Source organism: Xanthomonas sp. NCPPB 1325 (assembly GCF_041477645.2).
Taxonomy (GTDB): domain Bacteria; phylum Pseudomonadota; class Gammaproteobacteria; order Xanthomonadales; family Xanthomonadaceae; genus Xanthomonas; species Xanthomonas cannabis.
Genome location: NZ_CM192985.1, coordinates 2,625,439 through 2,644,231, shown reverse-complemented (window position 1 = coordinate 2,644,231; position 18,793 = coordinate 2,625,439). Strand labels below are relative to the sequence as shown.

Sequence of the window (18,793 nt, the reverse complement as noted above, 5' to 3'; positions counted from 1 at the left end):
CGGATGCGCGGGATGTGTCTCATCGATAGATCAATTCTAAAAATTCGGATGTTGATCCGGCGACACAAGAGGATGTGAGGGCCTATGGGACGACAGCTGCAGCTTAATTTCACACCGCTGCGAGTGCGCGGTGATGCCATTCGGCTGCAGACGTTGCCTTTCGAGGACGCGCAGCAGTTCCGAAAACTGCGTGACGAGCACCGTGCGCACTACGCCGTGACCCGTCGGTCAGATCACATCGTGGCGCTACCGCTTACATTGAGCGCTTCGCCGATTGGCGAAGAGAAGACTGTTTCGGTAGTCGAGAACGCTTCGCTCATTCGTCCGCTGCTTGAGCAGCGTCTCGTGACCTTGCTCAGTTCCAATCGGCGACTGGTTGCGCGCTATAACCCGATTACGACGGTGGGGCGCACCTTGCCGACGGGCTTCATCGAGGCCGACAGGCATCTCCATCTGCAGTCACGCGTCTTGATCGCGATCCGCTCGCTAAAGCTGCCGAACGCAGAACCACTCGGTCTCTTGTGGGACATTGAGATTCAGAAGACCTGCGCAACCAGCCTTGCTGTTTTGCATGAGCAAGGTGTGCGGCTGGATGGGTTGGCGGTCGAGCGCTTGGTGCCGGTTGAAGATGTGCGCATGCTGCCTTATCGACGGCTGGTGGGGCGGGTCGGTGCCATCACTAACGGCCACGCGCGCATGTCCGAGCGCTTTCAGAATGTGGAGGAGCTGCTCCCACTCGATGAGCTGTACCTGGAGGCGTCGCCTGAAAATCTTCGACACCTGCTGCAGCACTTCACGCGCAACACGTCGGGCAGGGTGCTGGGCAAGATCGACGAGATCGTGTTCGAGAACAGCAGAGGGCGTGCTCGCATGGAGCATATCGCCCGCATTTCGGACTGGCTCCGCGGTCTCGGAGAGATCGAGCTGCAAGAAGGTCTTAGCGTCGGCATCGGCAACCTGCTTAGCGAGAAAGATGCGCAGAACTTCCCCCGTTTCACCGAGGGCACGACTCCGACCTATGTCTTCGACGCCGGGACGCTCAAGTCGGAGTCGCGGGCTGCGGTCGGTCTAAGCAAGTTCGGTCCCTACAGCCGGCACGTCTTCACGCCCACGCGGCCTAATGTCTGCGTGATCTGCGACCGCGCGCGGCGTGGTCAATTTGAACTGTTCCTTCGGAAGTTTCGAGATGGCCTGACGGTCGACGGCAAATCACTGCCATTTGGGCGAGGGTTTCTCGGCATCTACGGACTGCAGGACATCAACCTGACGTTCGTGGAGGCAGACGCCTTCACGGCCGACGCCTACCATGCAGCTGCTTCCAAGGCAGTCCGGATGGCCGCCGAGGGCACGCCCTGGCATCTGGCCTTGGTGCAGACCGAGCGAGACTCGCGCCAGTTGGCGCCGCAGAAGAATCCGTATCTGGTGGCCAAAGCGGCGTTTCTCTCTAATCAGATCCCCACGCAGTTCGTCGCCTTCGAGACATTCTCGATGGCGCCGCTCAGTCTCGCCTACACCCTCAGCAATCTCGCTCTTGCGGTCTATGCCAAGCTCGGTGGTATCCCCTGGCTGATCAAGTCGGACAAGGGCATCGCGCACGAGGTGGTCATCGGCTTAGGCAGCGCAGCGATTGGCGAATCCCGCTTTTCCAGGAAAGAAAGAATTGTCGGCATTACCAGCGTCTTTCGCGGCGACGGCGGCTATCTGCTGTCGAATCTGTCGAACGCTGTTCCGATGTCGAAGTACGGCGAGGCCCTGACCGAATCATTGCACGCAACCCTTCAGCGCGTGCGCAACGAGATGAACTGGATCAAGGGTGATTCGGTACGTGTGATCGTTCATGCGTTCAAGCCGATGCGCAACACGGAGGTCGAATCGGTCAAAGCAGCGTTGAAGGAGTTCTCTGAATTCGATCTGCAGTTCGCCTTCCTGCACGTCAAACAGGACCATCCGTACCTGCTGTTTGACGATGATTCCGTCGGGACCAAGGGCAGGGGAGAGAAGACACCGGTTCGTGGGCTCTTCGCGGAAATCGGACACAACGAGACCTTGTTGACGTTGACGGGGCCGCAGCAGCTCAAGCGCCCGACGGATGGCTTACCCAAACCGCTACTGCTAAGCCTGCATCGCGATTCGACGTTCACGGACATCATCTATCTCACCAAGCAGGTGTATTGGTTTTCGAACCATTCCTGGCGCAGTTTCCTGCCGGCGGCGATGCCGGTCACCATCTACTACTCCGACCTTGTCGCAGGCCTTTTAGGGCGGCTTGACCGTTTGGGTAGCCGGTGGAGCCCGAGTGTGATGCTCGGCAAGATCGGCACAACGCGGTGGTTTCTATGAGCGCGGGCAATCCGATGCTGTACGAGGCGCTACGCGCAGTAGCCGGCCAGGCCGAGACACTGACGACTGCGGGCCCGCTGTCGATCGCCTTTTATCACTGGGTGCTCGCTGAAGGGCTGTCCACCCAGCAGAGCGCCGCAATGGCGCAGGACCTGTGCGAAGAGATTTCCGGCGGCGGTCGGTCGATTCATGCGGTCGCGGCTTTGGGATTCCTGCTGAGCATCGACCCGACGTTGAGTGATGCGTGCCGCGACTCATTTGCGCAGGGTGCGGACTGGTTGATGGGACGTAGAGGCGATTCCCAAACGGCTCTCGTCAGCTTGATGCAGCCGTTAGCGCATACCGGCGTTCTGGTGGGTTTGTTGGCCACAGCCGATGATGCGCGGTGGTCGAAATTCGGCGCATGGTTCGCATCGCTCTATGCAAAGCTGCAGCCGTTGTTGCCGGCGGAAGTCGGCTGGCGCGATGAACTGCTGTCCATGATCAAGACGCGGTCCGAGGTGGGATTGAACGGCGAACTGACAGTAGTGCCCGCCACCGCGGGCGCAGCTATCTACGTCGCACGTCGCTTGGCAGATGCTTCGTCGGCGGTCGATAACGACTTCGCGTCGCGTTTGCTTGGCCGCATCAAGTCGGTTGTCTATGATGACCCCGAACAGGCGGCCTTGGACCTGGCAGCGTTTCACTATCTCGCCCAGGGCGCGGCGCAGATTGATCTGCGCGCACCGAGTCTAGACGATGTCGGACTGCTACTTCGCCGGCTCCCCTCTGGGTTGCGTCGGTGGACCTGGGACGAACAGAAGAAGACACCGAACTCGACCGCGCAAAAGTGGGCGGTTGAAAACGAATACCACTTTCAGAACCTTCTGTGCGCCGTGCTTGCGCCGGTGTTGCCCGACCTACGCGATGAGGAGTGGCTTGCGTCCGTGGGACAGAAGAAGCCACGGGCAGACTTGGTGGTCCCGTCGCTGCAACTGGTGATCGAGGTCAAGTATTGGCGGAACAAGAGCACGCCGCAGGACCTGATTTCGCAGATTGGTGAAGACGTCAGCCTTTACCTGAAGCGTGGCAGCCCGTATCGCAAAGTGCTTCCGATCATCTGGGATCAAGGGCGACGCACCGAGCAATACGACTTGCTTATTGCGGGACTCAGTGAGATTCGCGATGTGGTCAGCCCGGTCGTTATCGCTCAACCGGCGTTTATGGTTTGAGCAGTGCCCAAACAAAGCCAATGAAATTGCATGAAGAGAGGATACCCAAATGAGTAGTTCAAGCTGCCCGCTTGAGGCAGGCGATCGCATTGATCACAAGCTCTTCGGATTCGGAACCGTCGTGGGCGCACCTGTTCCTATGGTGGGCCCTGACCTCCGAAGCACCAGTAGCGTCCGCGACGCCGGCTGGAGCGTTCCGGTCAAATGGGACGACCCAACGCGGACCGCCGGAGCCGTCATGCATCAGGCGCTACGCAAAGTGTCATCACCTGAATCACGGCCCTTCGGCCACTGGGATCGACAGTGGCAGCCTTTGCTGCAGGCTTGGCTGGCTGCTCGACGTGACGTTGAACAGTTGTCGTCAAGCTTCCGGCCCGCACCCGAGCCTCACGCTTTGAAAAGAATGCAGGACGTTGAGCGAAAAGCCTTTGAAGCGATGCAGCGTTTTCGGGACGCTGAGCAATCAGGTGAGCATCCCTAGAAGACCCGCTACAAGTGTCAGCTACCGGTTGAACCCAGGCTCGCTTGCGTTTGCGACGGCTGACGGTTAGGGATTTCTCCGGTATCCTGATAGCTGATTGATCATGGTGTCGAAAACGTCGCTCTCCCGCAAATCGGTCCATCTCCCGCGCCAGCACAAGGTGTGTGCTCTTGACGGTAAAAGCGACGGTAGCGCGCCATGTTGATCACAGCCAATCCCTTTAACCACGCGGGCTTGGGCGACCTGTTGATGATGGAGTGGGAGTGAGGGGCCGTCTGGCCCTGACCAGCGTTCGCTAGCCCCAGCACACTGAAAGCCCGCTTTATGCGGGCTTTCGGCTTTCAGCACAGCGTTCCGGGCAGGGATTGATGCGTGACGATCTGCCTGCAATCAGGCCACGTCGCGCGGCAGGCACTTACGGTGCGGAGTGGGGCCGGGTGGAGGAGCCGATCGCCTGACGCACCGCGCGGACATCGCGTGCGGGAGGCGCGCCGAACTGGCGGAGATATTCGCGGCTGAATTGCGAGGCGCTCTCATAGCCGACGGCGAAGGCGACATCGGACGCGCGATGCTCGCCAGCGAGCAGAAGCTGGCGCGCTTCCTGCAGTCGGAGGCGTTTCTGATACTGGATCGGGCTCAGGCCGGTCAGCGACAGAAAGTGGCGATGCAGACTCGCCCGGCTCATGCCGCTTGCCGCGCACAGTGCATCGATGCGCAGCCGTGCATCGAAATTGTCCCTGATCCAGGCCACCGCGCGCCGGATACTGCCGAGTGCGCCTTCGGGCTGGGCGATCTGCCGTAGCAAGCGGCCTTGCGGGCCTTGCAGGAGACGATAGAGCAATTCGCGCTCGAGCATCGGAGCCAGCACCGGGATGTCGGCGGGTGTGTCCAGCAGGGACAACAGCCGCAGCAAGGTGTCGCGGAGCGGGGCCGTCATGGGATTGATGGCGATGCCGATACCCTTTTGTTCGCTCTCGCGTACCGGCGGCATGGTCGCGGCCAGCTCCGCCAGCACGGCCGGATCCAGCACCAGCGACACCGCAACGTAGGGCTGCTCGTCCGGGGCATCCAGAATCTGGCCGATCAACGGCAGATCCAGGGCACTGATCAGATAATGTTCGCTGTCGTAGCTCAGCAAGGTGTCGTTGAGCGCGACGCGCTTGGAGCCCTGCAGGATGAAACAGATCATCGAGCGATACAGGCATGGCGCCTGGTCCGTGGAGCCTTGCCCCACGCACAGATCCACCCGCGGAATAGGGGTGGAGGTCAGGCCCGGCGGGGCATGGCGCAAGGCGATCTGAAGGTGGGGTACCAGGGCGTGCTGCATGCAGCGATTATGCCGGGGGCCGACCGCCGTACAAGATGCCTGAGACAATCGGGCAATGAATTGAGCGCATCAGGCGTGGGTTGGGCGGCGCTCGTTGCCTATCGTGGCCGGGTCGAAAAGCGCCGACCGGCGCACCCACCCCGCAGAGACCACGCATGACCCCTCAGATCGCACTCATCACCGGCGCCAGCCGCGGCCTTGGACGCAACATGGCGCTGCACCTCGCCAGGCGCGGTGTCCACATCATCGGCACCTATCGCAGCGGCGCTGCCGAAGCGGACACGCTGATGAACGAAATCCAGGCGCTCGGTGGCAAGGCGGCGATGCTGCCGCTCGATATCACCGACATCTCCAGCTATCCGGCCTTCACCACTGCAGTGGCCGAGACGCTGAAGGCCGAGTTCGGCCGTGGGCGCTTCGATTTCCTGGTCAACAACGCCGGCAATGGCCTGTTCTCGAACTTCGTGGACGCCACCCAGGCGCAGTTTGCGTCGCTGGTGGAAACCCATCTGCGTGGCCCGATCTTTCTGACCCAGGCGCTGCTGCCGTTGCAGGAAGACGGTGGCCGCATCCTGAATGTCTCGTCCGGCTTCGTGCGCTTCACCCTGCCGGGCTACGGCATCTACGCAGCGGTGAAGGCAGCCATCGAAGTGCTGACCCGTTACATGGCGGTGGAGCTTGGTGCGCGGCAGATCCGCGTCAACGCCATTGCGCCCGGCGCCATCGCGACCGATTTTGGCGGTGGCGCGGTGCGCGACAACCAGGATGTGAACGCCTACGTGGCGCAGGGCATCGCGCTGGGACGCGTGGGCTTGCCGGACGATATCGGCGGCGCAGTGGCGGCAATCCTGTCCAATGACATGCACTGGGCCAATGGCACCACCTTCGACATTTCCGGCGGCCAGCTGCTCTGAGCGGAAATGCCACCTGTCCCTGCCAGTCTATCGGTGGGACCGCATGCCCGCGCCAGCAGGGCACAGATTGGTAAGCCGCCGTCGCGGCCACGGTGCTGCACGTGGCCGCGTGTCGTTGGACAAACAAGTGATGCAGAACGGCAGCGGCTTGCCCTCCGTTCTGGATGACCTTGCCCTCTCACTTCGATGCGATTGCGTGACGTACCGAAATGCGCGCTGCGTTCGCGCATGTCGCTCAGGCATGCAGTGGTTTCACGGGACCGCAGTGAGCCAGCACCGCGGCAATGCGGTTCGCTATCGCAACGCAGTGAAGCTGGCGCCAAGAGAGGGTGCGTGGGTCATATGGTGATCCGGTAGTCAGGGCGCGTCAGACGAGCGAGACCACGATCTTGCCGCGTGCCTTGCGCGAGGTCAGGCGCGCCCAGGCCTGGTCGAAGGCGTCGATGGATGCAATGCTGTCGATGACCACGCGCACACCTTGCGCGACGATGGATGCCACCAGCTGATCCAGACGGTCTGCGTAGGGTTTTGCATAGAACATGCTGGCCAGCACGCCGTGTGCATTGGCGGCTGCCTCGTCCGGTGGCATGGCCGTGGAGACCAGGCGTCCACCCGCACGTAGCACCGCATACGACTGCGTCTGGGTGTCGCCGCCGACCAGGTCCAGCACGACGTCCACGTTGGACGCGATGGCGGTGAAATCCTCTGCGGTGTAGTCGATGACTTCATCGGCGCCCAGGTGACGGACCAGGTCCAGGCCATCACCGGAGGCTGTTGCGATGACGCGGGCGCCGGCCTTGCGCGCGAACTGCACCGCAAAACTGCCTACGCCGCCGGCAGCGGCATGGATCAACACGGTTTCGCCTGCCTTGAGGCGCACGGTGGAGAACAGCGCATGCCATGCGGTGATGCCGGCGGTGGGAATCGCAGCGCCTTCGGCCGCCGACAGGCCGGGCGGCAGCGCGACGCAGGCGGTGGCCGCGACGGCGGCGAATTCGGCAACCGCGCCGCTGCTGCCGGCATCGGTCCAGACCAGCACACGGTCACCCGGTTGCCACTGCGTCACTGCAGCACCGACGCGTTCGATCACGCCGACGAAGTCGGTGCCCAGGGTGATGGGCAGGGAAATATCGAAAAAGTGCCGGGCAGCGCCGGAGACCACCAGCGCGTCGAGCGGGTTGAGTGCAGCGGCGTGTACGCGCAGCAGCACCTGATCCGACGCGATGTCGGGCATGGCGATGTCTTCCGTGGCGGGACGGTCATTGAATCGATGGAGACGGACAGCTTTCATGAGGTGCTCCGATGGAGGTGAACGAGGCGACGCTGCGTGCGGCAGCTATCGCGGCGGTGGTGCAGGTGTTGCGTCGGCCAACGCCCGGCGAGATGAGCGGCAGGCACGGTCAGGCACGCCAGATCGACCGACCAGGCGAAAACGCCAGATGCAATGCACGGCAGTGGGTCGTTACCGCATCGCCGCGTGGTGGATGCGAGGTGCTGCGGGTTATCCGCTCTGCGCCTTGACGGTGCGCTGGCCGACCGTTGCGCCCTGCAGCAAGGTACAGACCGCGTTGCCGACGATGGTGTCGATTTCCGACGCGTGCAGTGGCGGGCTGATCAGGCCGACGATTGCCAGCAACTTGACGTGGCTGGCGGTCATGCTCATGAACTGCTCCGCCAGCACATGAGCGGACAGGCGATCGGTGAACTGGCCGGGCGCATCGCCTTGCTGGGTGGCGATCCACTTGGCCACCTTGTCCTGGATCTTGAGGTAGCTGGCATTCAACATCGCCTGGGCGATATCGGGGAAGCGTTTGCCCTCGTTGGTCAGGATGCGATGCACGGCCAGTGTGTGCGGCGACAGCGCGGTGCGCACGAGGCGATGGCCGAGTGCGGGCAATACGTCTGCAGGATTGCGCCCTTCGATGACCAGTGCATCGAGCGGCTTGGCCATCTCTGCGGCCACGTGCAGCATCGCCGCCTTGAACAGCCCTTCCTTGCCGCCGAAATGCGCATAGACATTGCGTCGCGAGCCACCAACCGTGGCGATGAGGTCGTCCACCGAAACGGCGTCGAAGCCCAGCTCCAGAAAGCGCTCGGACGCCACCACGATGAGGTCGTGGATGCGCTGCGCACCCTTGGTCGTGCGGTGGATGCGGGCGTCGGAGTGCGGGATTGCCATGAGCCTGATTGTGCAGTTGGTGGGGTACTGTACCGTACCATTTTGCGAACGCAAGTGATGTTGGTGTTTTCCGTGGCGCGTCCCATTGCGGTGTATCGGGCGTTGACAGCGGCGAGCAGTGCGCCGAGCAGCTGGTCGAACGGTGCGGCTGCAACGCGGCAGCGCGTGCCGATGTCCGCCCACAGGTTGACGGACGTGCAAAAAAAAACGAGCGCTGGGCGCTCGTCTATATTCTGGGCTGTGGAGACCGATGTGGCTGCATCGGTGGCTGAAGCGTCCCGCTGATCAAGTGCTGCCGCGGGCTTTGTCGCTGCTGGCGCAGCCACCGTGAGCGATGCCTGGACCCAGATTGCCGGACGCGACGGCGCTTGCCTCAGCGCACCTTGGCCAGTGCCACGCGGGCATCGGCCATGAACTTTTGTGCTTCTTGCGGCGTAGCCAGGTTGGCGCCGAGCTGGCTGAGGACCTGTTCGATATCGCTGGAGGCTTCCCAGGCTTCGTCGCAGAGCATGCCGGCGATCGGGCCGAGATAATTCAATGCGACCTTTTCCAGCGCATCGCGTACCTGGTCGTCCGGTGCGCCCGCGCCGCCGGTGGCCGAGGGTGCAAGGGTTGACGGGGCAGGGGCCTGCGCTGCGATCGGTGCCGGCGTAACCGGCGCCGCTGCGGGCGCGACCGGTGCACGGGCTGGTGCCGGCGCACCGCCCAGGTCCTGCTCGAACCCGCCCATCAACCACTGGCGGGAATCTTCGCTCAGCAGCGACGGCTTGCCCATGCCGGCGCCGGGGTCGACCTGAAAGCGGGCCTTCGCCGCACCGACCATGGTGAGGCGTTGCACGGCCTCGTCATTGCGCAGCATGCGGAAGACCACTTCTTCGATCTGCCCGGCATTGATGCGAACGATGCAGGAATGATTTTCTTCGGTGACGACAAACAGAAAGCCGGACGCCTTCTTCAATGCCAACGCCCTGAGCTCGCGCAGGACATCGATCAGCGGACGGAATTCAGTGGACATGGCGTCTTCCTTGCATCATTTGGTACGGGTCAGGTGAAGCGGCTCAGCGTTTGCTGAGGCGCTCCATGGCCAGCCGGACACTGTTGGACAGGCGAGAAATGGCGCGCGCCAGGGTACCAATTTCATCCTTGAGGTTGACCTCGTCGATGGTGTGGTTCCACTTGCCCAGGCTCAGTTCTTCGGCCACGGTGGTCAGATGCTGGATAGGGCGCAACACGCGGCTCCAGATCAGCGCCCATTGCAGGCCGAGCAACAGCGCGCACACCAGCAGGCCGATGCCGGCAATCCACAGCGACTGACGCACGATCACGCCATTGACGTCGCTCTTGGGATACGCCGACACCAGGGTGAAGCCCCAATCGGGCACTTCCTGCTTGGTCACGACCCAGTCGTCCGGGCTGTCCTTGACGATGCGCTCGATGGTGGCGGTGTCGGTGGTGGCGCCGGTGGTGGACTGGAAGCGCAGCTTGTTCTTGCTGTCGAATACGGCGATGAAGCCGGAGTCGAGCACGCGGCGGCTGCTGACCACGTTTTCCAGGGCCTGCGTGTCGGCCTTGTAGCCGACGTACCAGGCGCCGATGACGCGCTTGTCGCTGCCGGCGAAGATCGGCTCGTAGCCGGTGACGTACGGGTTGCCGAGGATGTCGACCACGCCGTAGAAGCTTTCGCCATTGCGCAGCTTGGCGGCAGCCTGGCCATTGGGGTCGAGCACGGTGCCGATGGCGCGGCTGCCGTCGTCCTTCTTGACGTTGGTGGAGATACGCACGAAGTCGTCGCCGGTGCGCGAGAACAGCGTGGCGGTGCCTTCGTGGATGGCGGTGACGTCGTCCAGCATGGTGAAGACGTTGGCCTGCGGGCGCTGGCCCAGCAACAGGTCGTTGGCATTGCGATCGGCGACGCGGATCTCGCTGCCCACGCTCGGTGCACCCTGCGCATTGGCTTCCTTGCGCAGCTGGCGCATGGAGGAATTGACACGGTCGAGCATCATCGAGCGGGTGACCGCGAACAAGGTCTGCAAGGACACCGACTGGCGCTCGATCGAGTCGCCGGCTTCGAACTTGACCCGGTTCGCTTCGGTAATGGCCAGAATGACCGTCAGTGCCACCACCACGACCAGCACCAAGGCCAGCACCGGCAACAGCAGGCGCACCCGCAAAGAGTGACGAAGCATCGCAATTCCCCTGAACGCGTTTAAATGATTGAAACGATGGCCGCCGCGGCGTCGTGCGGCGGTCGGACGTAGCCGTTATCGGCTGTCACCCATGATGCTGAAGCGGCCCCCATGCCGCTGGCGGTGCATACGATAGCTCAAGCCGATCCATTTGACAGGGTGCACCGATCGAGACGTGCGCCTTGCGTTCAAGAATGCGCGACCGTGTTGCAAAGTTGGCGGAGTGGACTTAGGCGACTGCAGCCCGGGGCGCGCGCTTGCCGGACCGTCCAGGTTATGGCTTTTGCATGTCACGCCGCCGCGCTGCAGATCGGCATGGCTGCAGGCAAAACGTCGTGGGTGAAGTTAGATCCCCGCTGTTCGATCGATGCGTGCCGGGCACCGGTGTCGCTCAGGTTTCCAGCGATAGGATTCCGCGGCGCAGCGCGACGGTGACCGCATGGGTGCGATCACGCACGCCCAGCTTGGCGAGGATGTTCTTCATGTGCGCCTTGACGGTCTCCTCGGCGATGGTCAGCGCATTGCCGATCTGCTTGTTGGAGCAGCCGGTGGCGACCAGGTTGAGCACCTCGGTCTCGCGGGCGGACAGTGCGTCGTCGAGCACGTGGGCGGCGATGTTTTCGGCCACCGATGCCGGCACATGCCGGCGCTGGCCACGGCGCACGTCGCGGATGGTGTCGACCAGTTCGCGCCGCAACGCGCTCTTGAGCAGGTAGCCGCAGGCGCCGGCCTGCAGGGCGCGCACCGCACGCACATCGCCGGTGTAGGTGGTCAGCACGATGACCTTGGCGGACGGGTCGACGCGGCGGATGCGCTGGATGGCTTCCACGCCATCCACGCGCGGCATCTGCAGGTCCATCAACACCACGTCCGGGCGCAGGCGCGTGTAGCAGGCCACCGCCTGTTCGCCGTCTTCGGCCTCGCCCACCACGCGCATGTCGCATTCGGCGGCAAGCATGGCGCTCAGGCCATCGCGCAGCAACGGATGATCGTCCACCACCAGCACATTGGTTGGTTTGACCGTCTCAGCCATCGAAGCTCTCCATGGAGCGTGCGTGTCCAAAGGGCCACCACCAGCGCGGCGGCCGTGCGTAAGCGGTACGGGCGGGTAGCACGATCTGGATCTCGGTGCCGCTGCCCGGACGCGACCACAATTGCATCTTGGCGCCGATGCGCTGCGCGCGTTCCTGCATGCCGGTCAGCCCCCAGTGCCCGGTGCGCGCCTGACCATGCAGCACGTCCGGGTCCAGGCCGCAGCCATCGTCGCGGATGCGCAGCGTGAAGTCACGTGAACCGTAACGCAGTTCCAGCGCGATGCGCGTGGCTGCGGCATGCCGGTCGGCGTTGGCCAGTGCCTCGCGGCCCAGCTGGAACAATTCGTCGGCCACCAGCGGACGCAGCGCCACCGCTCGGCCGTCCACCAAGACCTGCAACTCGGCCGCGGGCGGGGGCATGCTGGCGTTGCGCGAGCGCTGCAGCGCGGCGGCCAGGTCTTCGCGCAGCGAGTAGCTGTCGCGCAGTCCGTTGACGCGGTCGCGGCCCTCGATCAGGGCGTTCTCGGCCAGATCCACCGCTTGTTCCAGTTCCAGCCGGCGTGGGTCGTTCCAGGGCAGCGAGCGGCTGGCGGCATGCAGCCGCAGGATCAATCCTTGCGTGCCCTGCAACAAGGTGTCGTGCAACTCGCGGGCGATACGCTCGCGTTCGCGGTACCGCTCTTCCAGTCGAGCCCGCAGCCGTCCGGCCACCTGGCGGGTGCGCATGCGCCACAGCAGGGCAAGGGTCAGCAGCAGCGCCAGTGCGGCGCAGACCTTGAACTGCCAGGTCTGCACGAAGGCCGCCTCGATGACGAAATCGAGCGTGTCGCCGCGCGCGTTCCAGACGCCATCGTTGTTGGCGGCGGCGATGCGGAAGCGGTAACGGCCCGGCGCCAGATTCGTATAGAACGCCTCGTTGCGATTGCCGGCGTCCTGCCAGCGTGCGTCCACGCCCTCCAGCCGGTAGCGGAAGCGCACCCGCTCGGGGCGGGTGAGGCTGACCGCGTCATAGCCGATGCGCAGGCGGTCGGTCCACTTGGGCAGGCGCAGGCCGTCGTCGCGCGGGTAGGGCCGGTCATTGGCGACGATCTCGGTGATGAAGACATCCGGCGCGGTGGGATTGCGGTAGGTCTGGTCCGGGTCGAGCCAGGCCAGGCCCTGGTTGGTGGTGAACCACAGCAGGCCGTCATCGGCGGCGATGGCGGTAGGTACCGGCGTGGCCTGCTGGGCGATGCCGGGCAACCCATCCATGATGTCGTACAGCCGCATCGGGCCGACCACGCCAGCGTGCACGCTGCTCAGCAATGCCCGTTGCGCTACCTGCACCACGCCACGGTTGCCGTTCAACCACAGCATGCCGTGCCGGTCCTGCACGATGCCGGTGATGCCCTGCAGCAGCGGCGCGCTCTGGTCGGCTACCTGATGGAAGCGGCCATCGGCGCCGAGCACGGCCAGCCCGGTCTCGCCGGCGACCAGGGTGAGCGTGGGCCCGTGCCAGATGGCGGTGATCGGCCCCACCGACAGGCCATCGGCTGCGGCGTAGCGCTTGAGTTGTTGCCCCTGCAGCACGCGCACTTCGCCCTTGACGGTGCCCACCCACAGGCGGCCGTCCCGGGTCGTGGTCAGCACCGAGCAGGGCGTGTCCTGCAGCGTGGCAACGGGCACCCACGCCTTGCCATCGAAGACGTGGGGGCCACCGGCATCCGGGCAGACCCATGGCTGGTCGTGGCTGTCCACCATGAAGGCGCGAATGGCGCCGGGCGTCGCGCCGAGCGGCAACGCCACCGCCTGCGCATGGCCGGCCTGCAGACGCAGCAGGGCGTGTTCGCCGAGTACCCAGCCGCTGGCGCTTGCGGGCACTGCCAGGGTGCTGGCGGCGGGCGCGCCGTGCTGCAGGCGCCCGATGCGCTCGCGGCTCAACGCGAGCACGCGGTCGTCGCGCAGGCTGGCCAGCAGCGGGCCGGGCGAGGCGCCCGGGGCGGTCGCAAAGGTGGCCACCGCCATCGGCTGGCCCGGCAGCAACGCGGCCAGCGGCAGCAATGCGCGGTGTCGAAAGCGATTCAGGCCCAGATTGGTGCCGGCCCACAGGTTGCCTTCGCGATCTTCGAGCAGGGGCCCGGCGGTCGCCGAGGTCAGCCCTTGCACCGGTCCGAAGCGTTCCAGCACCGGTACCGGTGCTGCAGGCAGGGCGATGCGGAACACGCCGTGCGCGGCATAGTCGCTGCCCCACAGCGCGCCATCGCGCATGAAACGGATGCGCCGTGCGAAGACGCCGGGAAATTGCGGCTGGGCGCGCGCACTCGCCGGCAGGACCTGGCCCTTGGAATCGGTCAACGCGAAGACGCCGCGGTAAGGGTCGGCGACCCAGATCACGCCGTCCGGGCTCTCGGCCATGGTGACGTACAGGCCCACCGGCTGGCCGCTGGGTTCGAAGCGTCGCGCACCGGGGCGCAACGACAGAATCTGGGTGCCGTCGCTGACCCAGAGCACGCCGCGCACGTCGCGCAGCAGCCAGTGGGCGCGCGCGGCCGTGTATCCCCAATCGGCGCCGGCGCGCTGCCAGCGTTGGCCATCGAACCAGCACAGACCGCCATCGATGGCGGCCCACATGCGCCCGCTGCCATCGTGCTCGATCCGGAACACCATGCCGTCTGGCACGTCCTTGCCCGGGGCGAAGTGGGTGAGGTGACCGTCTGCAAGGCGGTCGATGCCGGCGTTGAAATAGCCGATCCACGCGGTGTCGTCCGGCGCCAGCGACAGCGCGGTCATGTTGTGCGATGCATAGGCCTCGCCATCCGGTGGCGCCTGGCGCGTGAAGCGCTCGCCATCGAACTGGAACAGGCCGAAGCCGGTGGCCAGCCACAATGGGCCGGCGTCGGCCTGCTGGATGTCCCAGATGTCGGCCGGCGCACCGCGCTCGGTGCTCCAGGCGGTGTGGTGGAACTGCAGCAGCCCGGCACGGGTCGCGACGATGTCGCCACGTGCGGCGAGCGCGCACCATGGCAAGCCACTGCACACGACGACGAGCACCACTGCGCACAGGCGAAACAGCAGGCGTGATCGGATGACGGGGGCATGCGGCATCGCGGCATTGTCGGGCGAGATCGGGGGAAGCACCACCACCTCTTTCGGGGGAGGGACGTCCGGCGCCAGATCGGGTACGCATGGAATGACGCGCAGTCACGCCTGCCTGCACGCAGCACGCATGCATCACGCACTGCGCGCTGGCGCGCTCGCAGTCTGGTGCGTGCCAACGCTGGTCTGCAGAGGATCCTTTGCCTTGCATCGTGCGGCTATTGCAGTGGCGTTCGCTCTGCCGCCCGTGCTCACCTGCGCCACGGTCTGCAAGGGAGCCTCACACCGCAACTTGGGCAGAGACTGCGCAGCGGCGCGTGGCTGCCAGCGCGCACGGCGCAGTGCTGTGATGACCAACACGCCGCTGCGTAGCGAGGGCATGCCGCTCCCCCGAAAGAGTGAGCGATCGGCCTCACCATCAGGGGTGGGGCGATACGGAGGCTCGCCGCACCATGGCGGCATTCCCCGCCGGAGACGCCGCATGGCACGTCTGATTGCCACAGGTCGCCCCGATCTGCATGCCGCTGCCACGCTGTCGCCGCATGCACCACGCACACGTGCGGTGGCAAGAGCGCTGCATTACATCGAGACGCACCTATACGAGCCGATCGGCGTGGCGCAACTGGCCGGCGCTGCCTGCATGAGCCGTTTCCATTTCGCACGGGTGTTTCGCGACGCCATCGGCGCCAGCCCGATGGAATACCTGCGCCGTCGTCGGCTCGAATGTGCGCAGGCCATGTTGCGCGAAGGCCGCCACACCATCAGCCAGATCGCCACCGATCTGTGCTTCTTCGATCAAAGCCATTTCGTGCGCAGCTTCCGCAACGCCACCGGCTGCACGCCGGCGCGCTTTGCCGCGCAGGTTGCGGTCGATCGCTGTCTGGCGATACCCGCACCGCGTGCGCATCGGCACACCGGTCATTCCTTTTCCACCTCACAGGAACAACACGCATGACCACTGCCACCGCCGTCCCCGGTAACGCCCTGCTGTCGCCCGGCGATCACACCTTGATCCTGATCGACCATCAATCGCAGATGGCCTTTGCCACCCACACCATCGACATCTCGGCATTGCGCAACAACGTGTCGCTGATTGCCAAGGGCGCCAAGGGCTTCAAGGTGCCGGTGATCCTGACCACCGTGGCGGAAAAGTCGTTCTCCGGCCCGCTGTTTCCGGAGTTGCCGGACATCTTTCCGGGTGAGCCGGTGTTCGATCGCACCAGCATGAATGCCTGGGAAGACCAGGGAGTGATCGACCGCGTCAATGCCATCGGCAAGCGGCGCCTGGTGATTGCCGGGCTTTGGACCAGCGTGTGCATCGTCGGCCCAGCCCTGTCGGCCATCGAGCAGGGCTTCGAGGTCTACGTCATCACCGACGCCTGCGGCGATGTCAGCGACGAAGCGCACGAACGCGCCGTCACCCGCATGGTGCAGGCCGGCGCCGCGCCGATCACCAGCGTGCAGTACCTGCTGGAATTGCAGCGCGATTGGGCGCGTGGCGACACCTATGAGCTCACCACCGGCATCGCACGCGCACACGCCGGCGGCTACGGCATCGGCATCCAGTACGCCAAGAGCATGTTCGGCGCCCAGGAAGGCGGGCATTGAACGCACCTACGCCACGCAGTGAGGCCGGTAGTGCCGCGGCATTGTTGATGCTGCGCATTGCCGGCGGCGGCTTCCTGCTGCCGCACGGGCTGGGCAAATTGCTCGGGTGGTTTGGTGGACCCGGGCTGGGCGGTTTTGCAGCAGAGCTGCAGCAGTTCGGGCTTCCGTCCACCACCCCGTTGCCGTTGGTGCTGGCGTTGGTGCTGGCGTTGGTGCAGACACTGTCCGGGCTGGCGGTGCTGCTCGGGTTCTGGACCCGTGCGAGTGCCGCGCTGGCGGCGCTGTTCATCGCCACCACCGTGCTGGTGGCGATGCCGAAAGGCTGGTTCTGGATGCATGGCGGCATGGAATATCCGTCGATGTGGCTGCTGGTGTTGCTGGCGCTGGTCGCCGCCGGCGCTGGTCCGTGGTCGCTGGATGGGCTGCGCCGGCAGGGTTCCGCATGAGCCGCGTGCCGGGCGATCACGATGCCGGGCGGCGCCTGCTGATGCAGGGTGCCGCAGCCGGTCTTGCGTTGGGCGTGCTGCCCGCTGCTTCCTCCGCTTCAAGGACGCCTGCCATGGCCGATCTCGTCGTTCGCAATGCACGCATCACCACGCTCGATCCGCGTCGGCCCAGTGCCACCGCACTTGCCGTCAGCGCTGGGCGCATCGTCGCGGTTGGCGACGATGCGCAGATCATGGCCATGGCTGAAGGTGCCCGCATCATCGATGCACAGGGACGGCGCCTGCTGCCCGGCCTCAACGACAGCCATACCCATCTGATCCGCGGCGGGCTCAACTACAACCTGGAGTTGCGTTGGGATGGCGTGCGTTCGCTGGCCGATGCAATGGCCATGCTCAAGGCGCAGGTCGATCGCACTCCGGCGCCGCAGTGGGTGCGCGTGGTCGGCGGTTTCACCTCGCATCAGTTCGTCGAAAAGCGCCTGCCCAGGCTGGAGGAGATCAATGCGATTGCGCCGGATACACCGGTGTTTCTGCTGCATCTGTACGATCGCGCCTTGCTCAATCGTGCGGCCTTGCGTGCCTGCGGTTACGACAAGAACACGCAGGACCCGCCCGGCGGGCGCATCGAACGCGACAAGCTCGGCAATCCCACCGGTCTGCTGCTGGCCAAGCCCAATGCACTGATCCTGTACGCAAGCCTCGCCAAGGGCCCGCGCCTGCCGGTGGAATACCAGGCCAATTCCACCCGCCATTTCATGCGCGAACTCAATCGCCTGGGCATCACCTCGGTGATCGATGCCGGCGGCGGCTTCCAGAATTATCCGGAGGACTACCAGGTCATCGAACAACTGCATGCGGCCGGCCAGCTGAGCGTGCGCATCGCCTACAACCTGTTCACCCAGAACAAGGGCAAGGAGGTGCAGGACTTCCGTGGCTGGACCGAGCTGCTACCGGTGCGCAAGGGCGATGACCTGCTGCGTCACAACGGTGCCGGCGAAATGCTGGTGTTCTCTGCGGCGGACTTCGAATTGTTCAGCGAGCCACGGCCGGAGCTGCCGCCGGAGCTGGAGCCCGAGCTGGAGCAGGTGGTGCGGCTGCTGGTCGAAAAGCGCTGGCCGTTCCGGATCCACGCCACCTACGACGAAAGCATCGAGCGCATTCTCGATGTGTACGAGAAGGTCGATGCCGACATCCCGTTCGATGGCCTGCACTGGTTCATCGATCACGCCGAAACCATCACGCCGCGCAACATCGACCGCATCCGCGCGCTGAATGGCGGCATCGCCGTGCAACACCGCATGGCCTACCAGGGCGAGGCGTTTGTGGAGCGCTATGGCGTGCAGGCGGCGCGGCACACGCCACCGGTGCGGCGCATGCTGGCTGCCGGTGTTCCGGTGGGCGCCGGCACCGATGCCACGCGGGTGGCCAGCTACAACCCGTGGGTGGCGCTGTCGTGGCTGGTGACCGGGCGCACCGTCGGCGGGCTTGCGCTGTACGGCGAGGAAAACGTGCTCGATCGCGAGCAGGCGCTGCGCCTGTGGACCCAGGGCAGTGCCTGGTTCTCCGGCGACGAGTCCACCAAGGGCACCCTGGTGGCCGGGCAGCTGGCGGACTTCATCGTGTTGTCGGACGACTATTTTCGTGTCGACGACGCCGCCATTGCCGACATCACCAGTGTGCTCACCGTCTTGGGCGGGCAGGTGGTGCATGGCGATGGCGACTTCGCGGCGCTGGCACCGCGCTTGCCGCCTGCCATGCCGGACTGGTCACCAGTCAACCGGTTTGGTGGCTACCACGTGGGCGGCGGAGCCAGTGCACTGTCCGGCGCCGCGCACGTGCATGGCCACGGCTGCCAGGCGCACGGGCCATACCAACATGCGGCCCAGCATGCAGCGCCCAGCGACGACCTGCGCGGTTTCTGGGGCGCATTGGGTTGCTCATGCTTCGCGTTCTGACACCGGCCGCGCGGCCACGCGCAGGCAGCTGCGTGTG

Annotated in this window: 14 protein-coding genes; 7 read left to right on the top strand and 7 right to left on the bottom strand. The window is 64.9% G+C overall.

Going from position 1 to position 18,793, the window contains the following annotated elements; all coding sequences use genetic code 11:
• The first annotated feature begins 84 nt into the window (after nucleotides 1-84).
• Together ACCQ10_RS11255 and ACCQ10_RS11250 are read left to right on the top strand one after the other, a co-directional pair.
• Nucleotides 85-2,340 carry an argonaute/piwi family protein gene (locus ACCQ10_RS11255; RefSeq protein WP_372360663.1) on the top strand — a complete coding sequence of 752 codons (2,256 nt, stop codon included), beginning with the start codon at nucleotides 85-87 and terminating at the stop codon, nucleotides 2,338-2,340.
• Entirely contained in the window at nucleotides 2,337-3,551 is a 1,215-nt protein-coding gene (locus tag ACCQ10_RS11250) for a PD-(D/E)XK nuclease domain-containing protein (protein ID WP_372360662.1), read from the top strand. Before ACCQ10_RS11255 ends, ACCQ10_RS11250 begins: the two co-directional genes overlap by 4 nt.
• 896 nt (nucleotides 3,552-4,447) lie before the next feature.
• On the opposite strand, the gene ACCQ10_RS11245 is transcribed toward ACCQ10_RS11250, so the two are convergent.
• Nucleotides 4,448-5,359: an AraC family transcriptional regulator gene (locus ACCQ10_RS11245; protein WP_372360661.1), complete on the bottom strand. Its 912-nt coding sequence runs from the start codon at nucleotides 5,357-5,359 to the stop codon at nucleotides 4,448-4,450.
• A 155-nt stretch (nucleotides 5,360-5,514) separates the two neighbouring features.
• On the opposite strand from ACCQ10_RS11245, the gene ACCQ10_RS11240 reads away from it, so the two are divergent.
• Complete coding sequence (locus ACCQ10_RS11240; protein WP_372360660.1) at nucleotides 5,515-6,273, top strand: SDR family NAD(P)-dependent oxidoreductase; 759 nt, start codon at nucleotides 5,515-5,517, stop codon at nucleotides 6,271-6,273.
• Between the two features lie 367 nt (nucleotides 6,274-6,640).
• Here the strand turns inward: ACCQ10_RS11240 and ACCQ10_RS11235 are convergent, their stop codons facing one another.
• From ACCQ10_RS11235 to ACCQ10_RS11210, 6 genes are all read right to left on the bottom strand, one after another.
• The gene (locus ACCQ10_RS11235) at nucleotides 6,641-7,564 is read right to left on the bottom strand and encodes an NADP-dependent oxidoreductase (protein ID WP_372360659.1); all 924 of its coding nucleotides are present in this window, start codon (nucleotides 7,562-7,564) and stop codon (nucleotides 6,641-6,643) included.
• A gap of 210 nt (nucleotides 7,565-7,774) precedes the next feature.
• Nucleotides 7,775-8,452: a TetR/AcrR family transcriptional regulator gene (locus tag ACCQ10_RS11230; protein ID WP_372360658.1), complete on the bottom strand. Its 678-nt coding sequence runs from the start codon at nucleotides 8,450-8,452 to the stop codon at nucleotides 7,775-7,777.
• A gap of 373 nt (nucleotides 8,453-8,825) precedes the next feature.
• A complete protein-coding gene (locus ACCQ10_RS11225; protein WP_184374981.1) occupies nucleotides 8,826-9,467 on the bottom strand; it encodes a DUF8082 domain-containing protein in 642 nt (213 codons plus the stop codon).
• A gap of 43 nt (nucleotides 9,468-9,510) precedes the next feature.
• A complete protein-coding gene (locus ACCQ10_RS11220; protein WP_372360657.1) occupies nucleotides 9,511-10,638 on the bottom strand; it encodes a Cache 3/Cache 2 fusion domain-containing protein in 1,128 nt (375 codons plus the stop codon).
• A gap of 391 nt (nucleotides 10,639-11,029) precedes the next feature.
• A complete protein-coding gene (locus tag ACCQ10_RS11215) occupies nucleotides 11,030-11,671 on the bottom strand; it encodes a response regulator (protein ID WP_104579669.1) in 642 nt (213 codons plus the stop codon).
• Nucleotides 11,664-14,756 (bottom strand): sensor histidine kinase, encoded by a 3,093-nt coding sequence (locus ACCQ10_RS11210; protein WP_372363110.1) that lies wholly within the window; start codon nucleotides 14,754-14,756, stop codon nucleotides 11,664-11,666. The genes ACCQ10_RS11215 and ACCQ10_RS11210 overlap by 8 nt, the downstream gene beginning before the upstream one ends.
• 472 nt (nucleotides 14,757-15,228) lie before the next feature.
• Between ACCQ10_RS11210 and ACCQ10_RS11205 the strand changes: the two genes are divergently transcribed.
• From ACCQ10_RS11205 to ACCQ10_RS11190, 4 genes are all read left to right on the top strand, one after another.
• Nucleotides 15,229-15,702, top strand: a complete 474-nt coding sequence (locus ACCQ10_RS11205; RefSeq protein ID WP_104579667.1) for a helix-turn-helix domain-containing protein — start codon at nucleotides 15,229-15,231, stop codon at nucleotides 15,700-15,702.
• Nucleotides 15,699-16,355: a hydrolase gene (locus ACCQ10_RS11200; protein WP_184440418.1), complete on the top strand. Its 657-nt coding sequence runs from the start codon at nucleotides 15,699-15,701 to the stop codon at nucleotides 16,353-16,355. Before ACCQ10_RS11205 ends, ACCQ10_RS11200 begins: the two co-directional genes overlap by 4 nt.
• Nucleotides 16,352-16,801: a DoxX family protein gene (locus ACCQ10_RS11195; protein ID WP_372360656.1), complete on the top strand. Its 450-nt coding sequence runs from the start codon at nucleotides 16,352-16,354 to the stop codon at nucleotides 16,799-16,801. Before ACCQ10_RS11200 ends, ACCQ10_RS11195 begins: the two co-directional genes overlap by 4 nt.
• 113 nt (nucleotides 16,802-16,914) lie before the next feature.
• A complete protein-coding gene (locus ACCQ10_RS11190; RefSeq protein ID WP_372363109.1) occupies nucleotides 16,915-18,756 on the top strand; it encodes an amidohydrolase in 1,842 nt (613 codons plus the stop codon).
• Nucleotides 18,757-18,793 lie beyond the last annotated feature (37 nt).

Excerpts from the sequence above, each read along its gene's own strand:
- ACCQ10_RS11255 (WP_372360663.1), top strand. The coding sequence starts at position 85 with ATGGGACGACAGCTGCAGCTTAATTTCACACCGCTGCGAGTGCGCGGT.
- ACCQ10_RS11250 (WP_372360662.1), top strand. The coding sequence starts at position 2,337 with ATGAGCGCGGGCAATCCGATGCTGTACGAGGCGCTACGCGCAGTAGCC.
- ACCQ10_RS11245 (WP_372360661.1), bottom strand. The coding sequence starts at position 5,359 with ATGCAGCACGCCCTGGTACCCCACCTTCAGATCGCCTTGCGCCATGCC.
- ACCQ10_RS11240 (WP_372360660.1), top strand. The coding sequence starts at position 5,515 with ATGACCCCTCAGATCGCACTCATCACCGGCGCCAGCCGCGGCCTTGGA.
- ACCQ10_RS11235 (WP_372360659.1), bottom strand. The coding sequence starts at position 7,564 with ATGAAAGCTGTCCGTCTCCATCGATTCAATGACCGTCCCGCCACGGAA.
- ACCQ10_RS11230 (WP_372360658.1), bottom strand. The coding sequence starts at position 8,452 with ATGGCAATCCCGCACTCCGACGCCCGCATCCACCGCACGACCAAGGGT.
- ACCQ10_RS11225 (WP_184374981.1), bottom strand. The coding sequence starts at position 9,467 with ATGTCCACTGAATTCCGTCCGCTGATCGATGTCCTGCGCGAGCTCAGG.
- ACCQ10_RS11220 (WP_372360657.1), bottom strand. The coding sequence starts at position 10,638 with ATGCTTCGTCACTCTTTGCGGGTGCGCCTGCTGTTGCCGGTGCTGGCC.
- ACCQ10_RS11215 (WP_104579669.1), bottom strand. The coding sequence starts at position 11,671 with ATGGCTGAGACGGTCAAACCAACCAATGTGCTGGTGGTGGACGATCAT.
- ACCQ10_RS11210 (WP_372363110.1), bottom strand. The coding sequence starts at position 14,756 with ATGCCGCATGCCCCCGTCATCCGATCACGCCTGCTGTTTCGCCTGTGC.
- ACCQ10_RS11205 (WP_104579667.1), top strand. The coding sequence starts at position 15,229 with ATGGCACGTCTGATTGCCACAGGTCGCCCCGATCTGCATGCCGCTGCC.
- ACCQ10_RS11200 (WP_184440418.1), top strand. The coding sequence starts at position 15,699 with ATGACCACTGCCACCGCCGTCCCCGGTAACGCCCTGCTGTCGCCCGGC.
- ACCQ10_RS11190 (WP_372363109.1), top strand. The coding sequence starts at position 16,915 with ATGGCCGATCTCGTCGTTCGCAATGCACGCATCACCACGCTCGATCCG.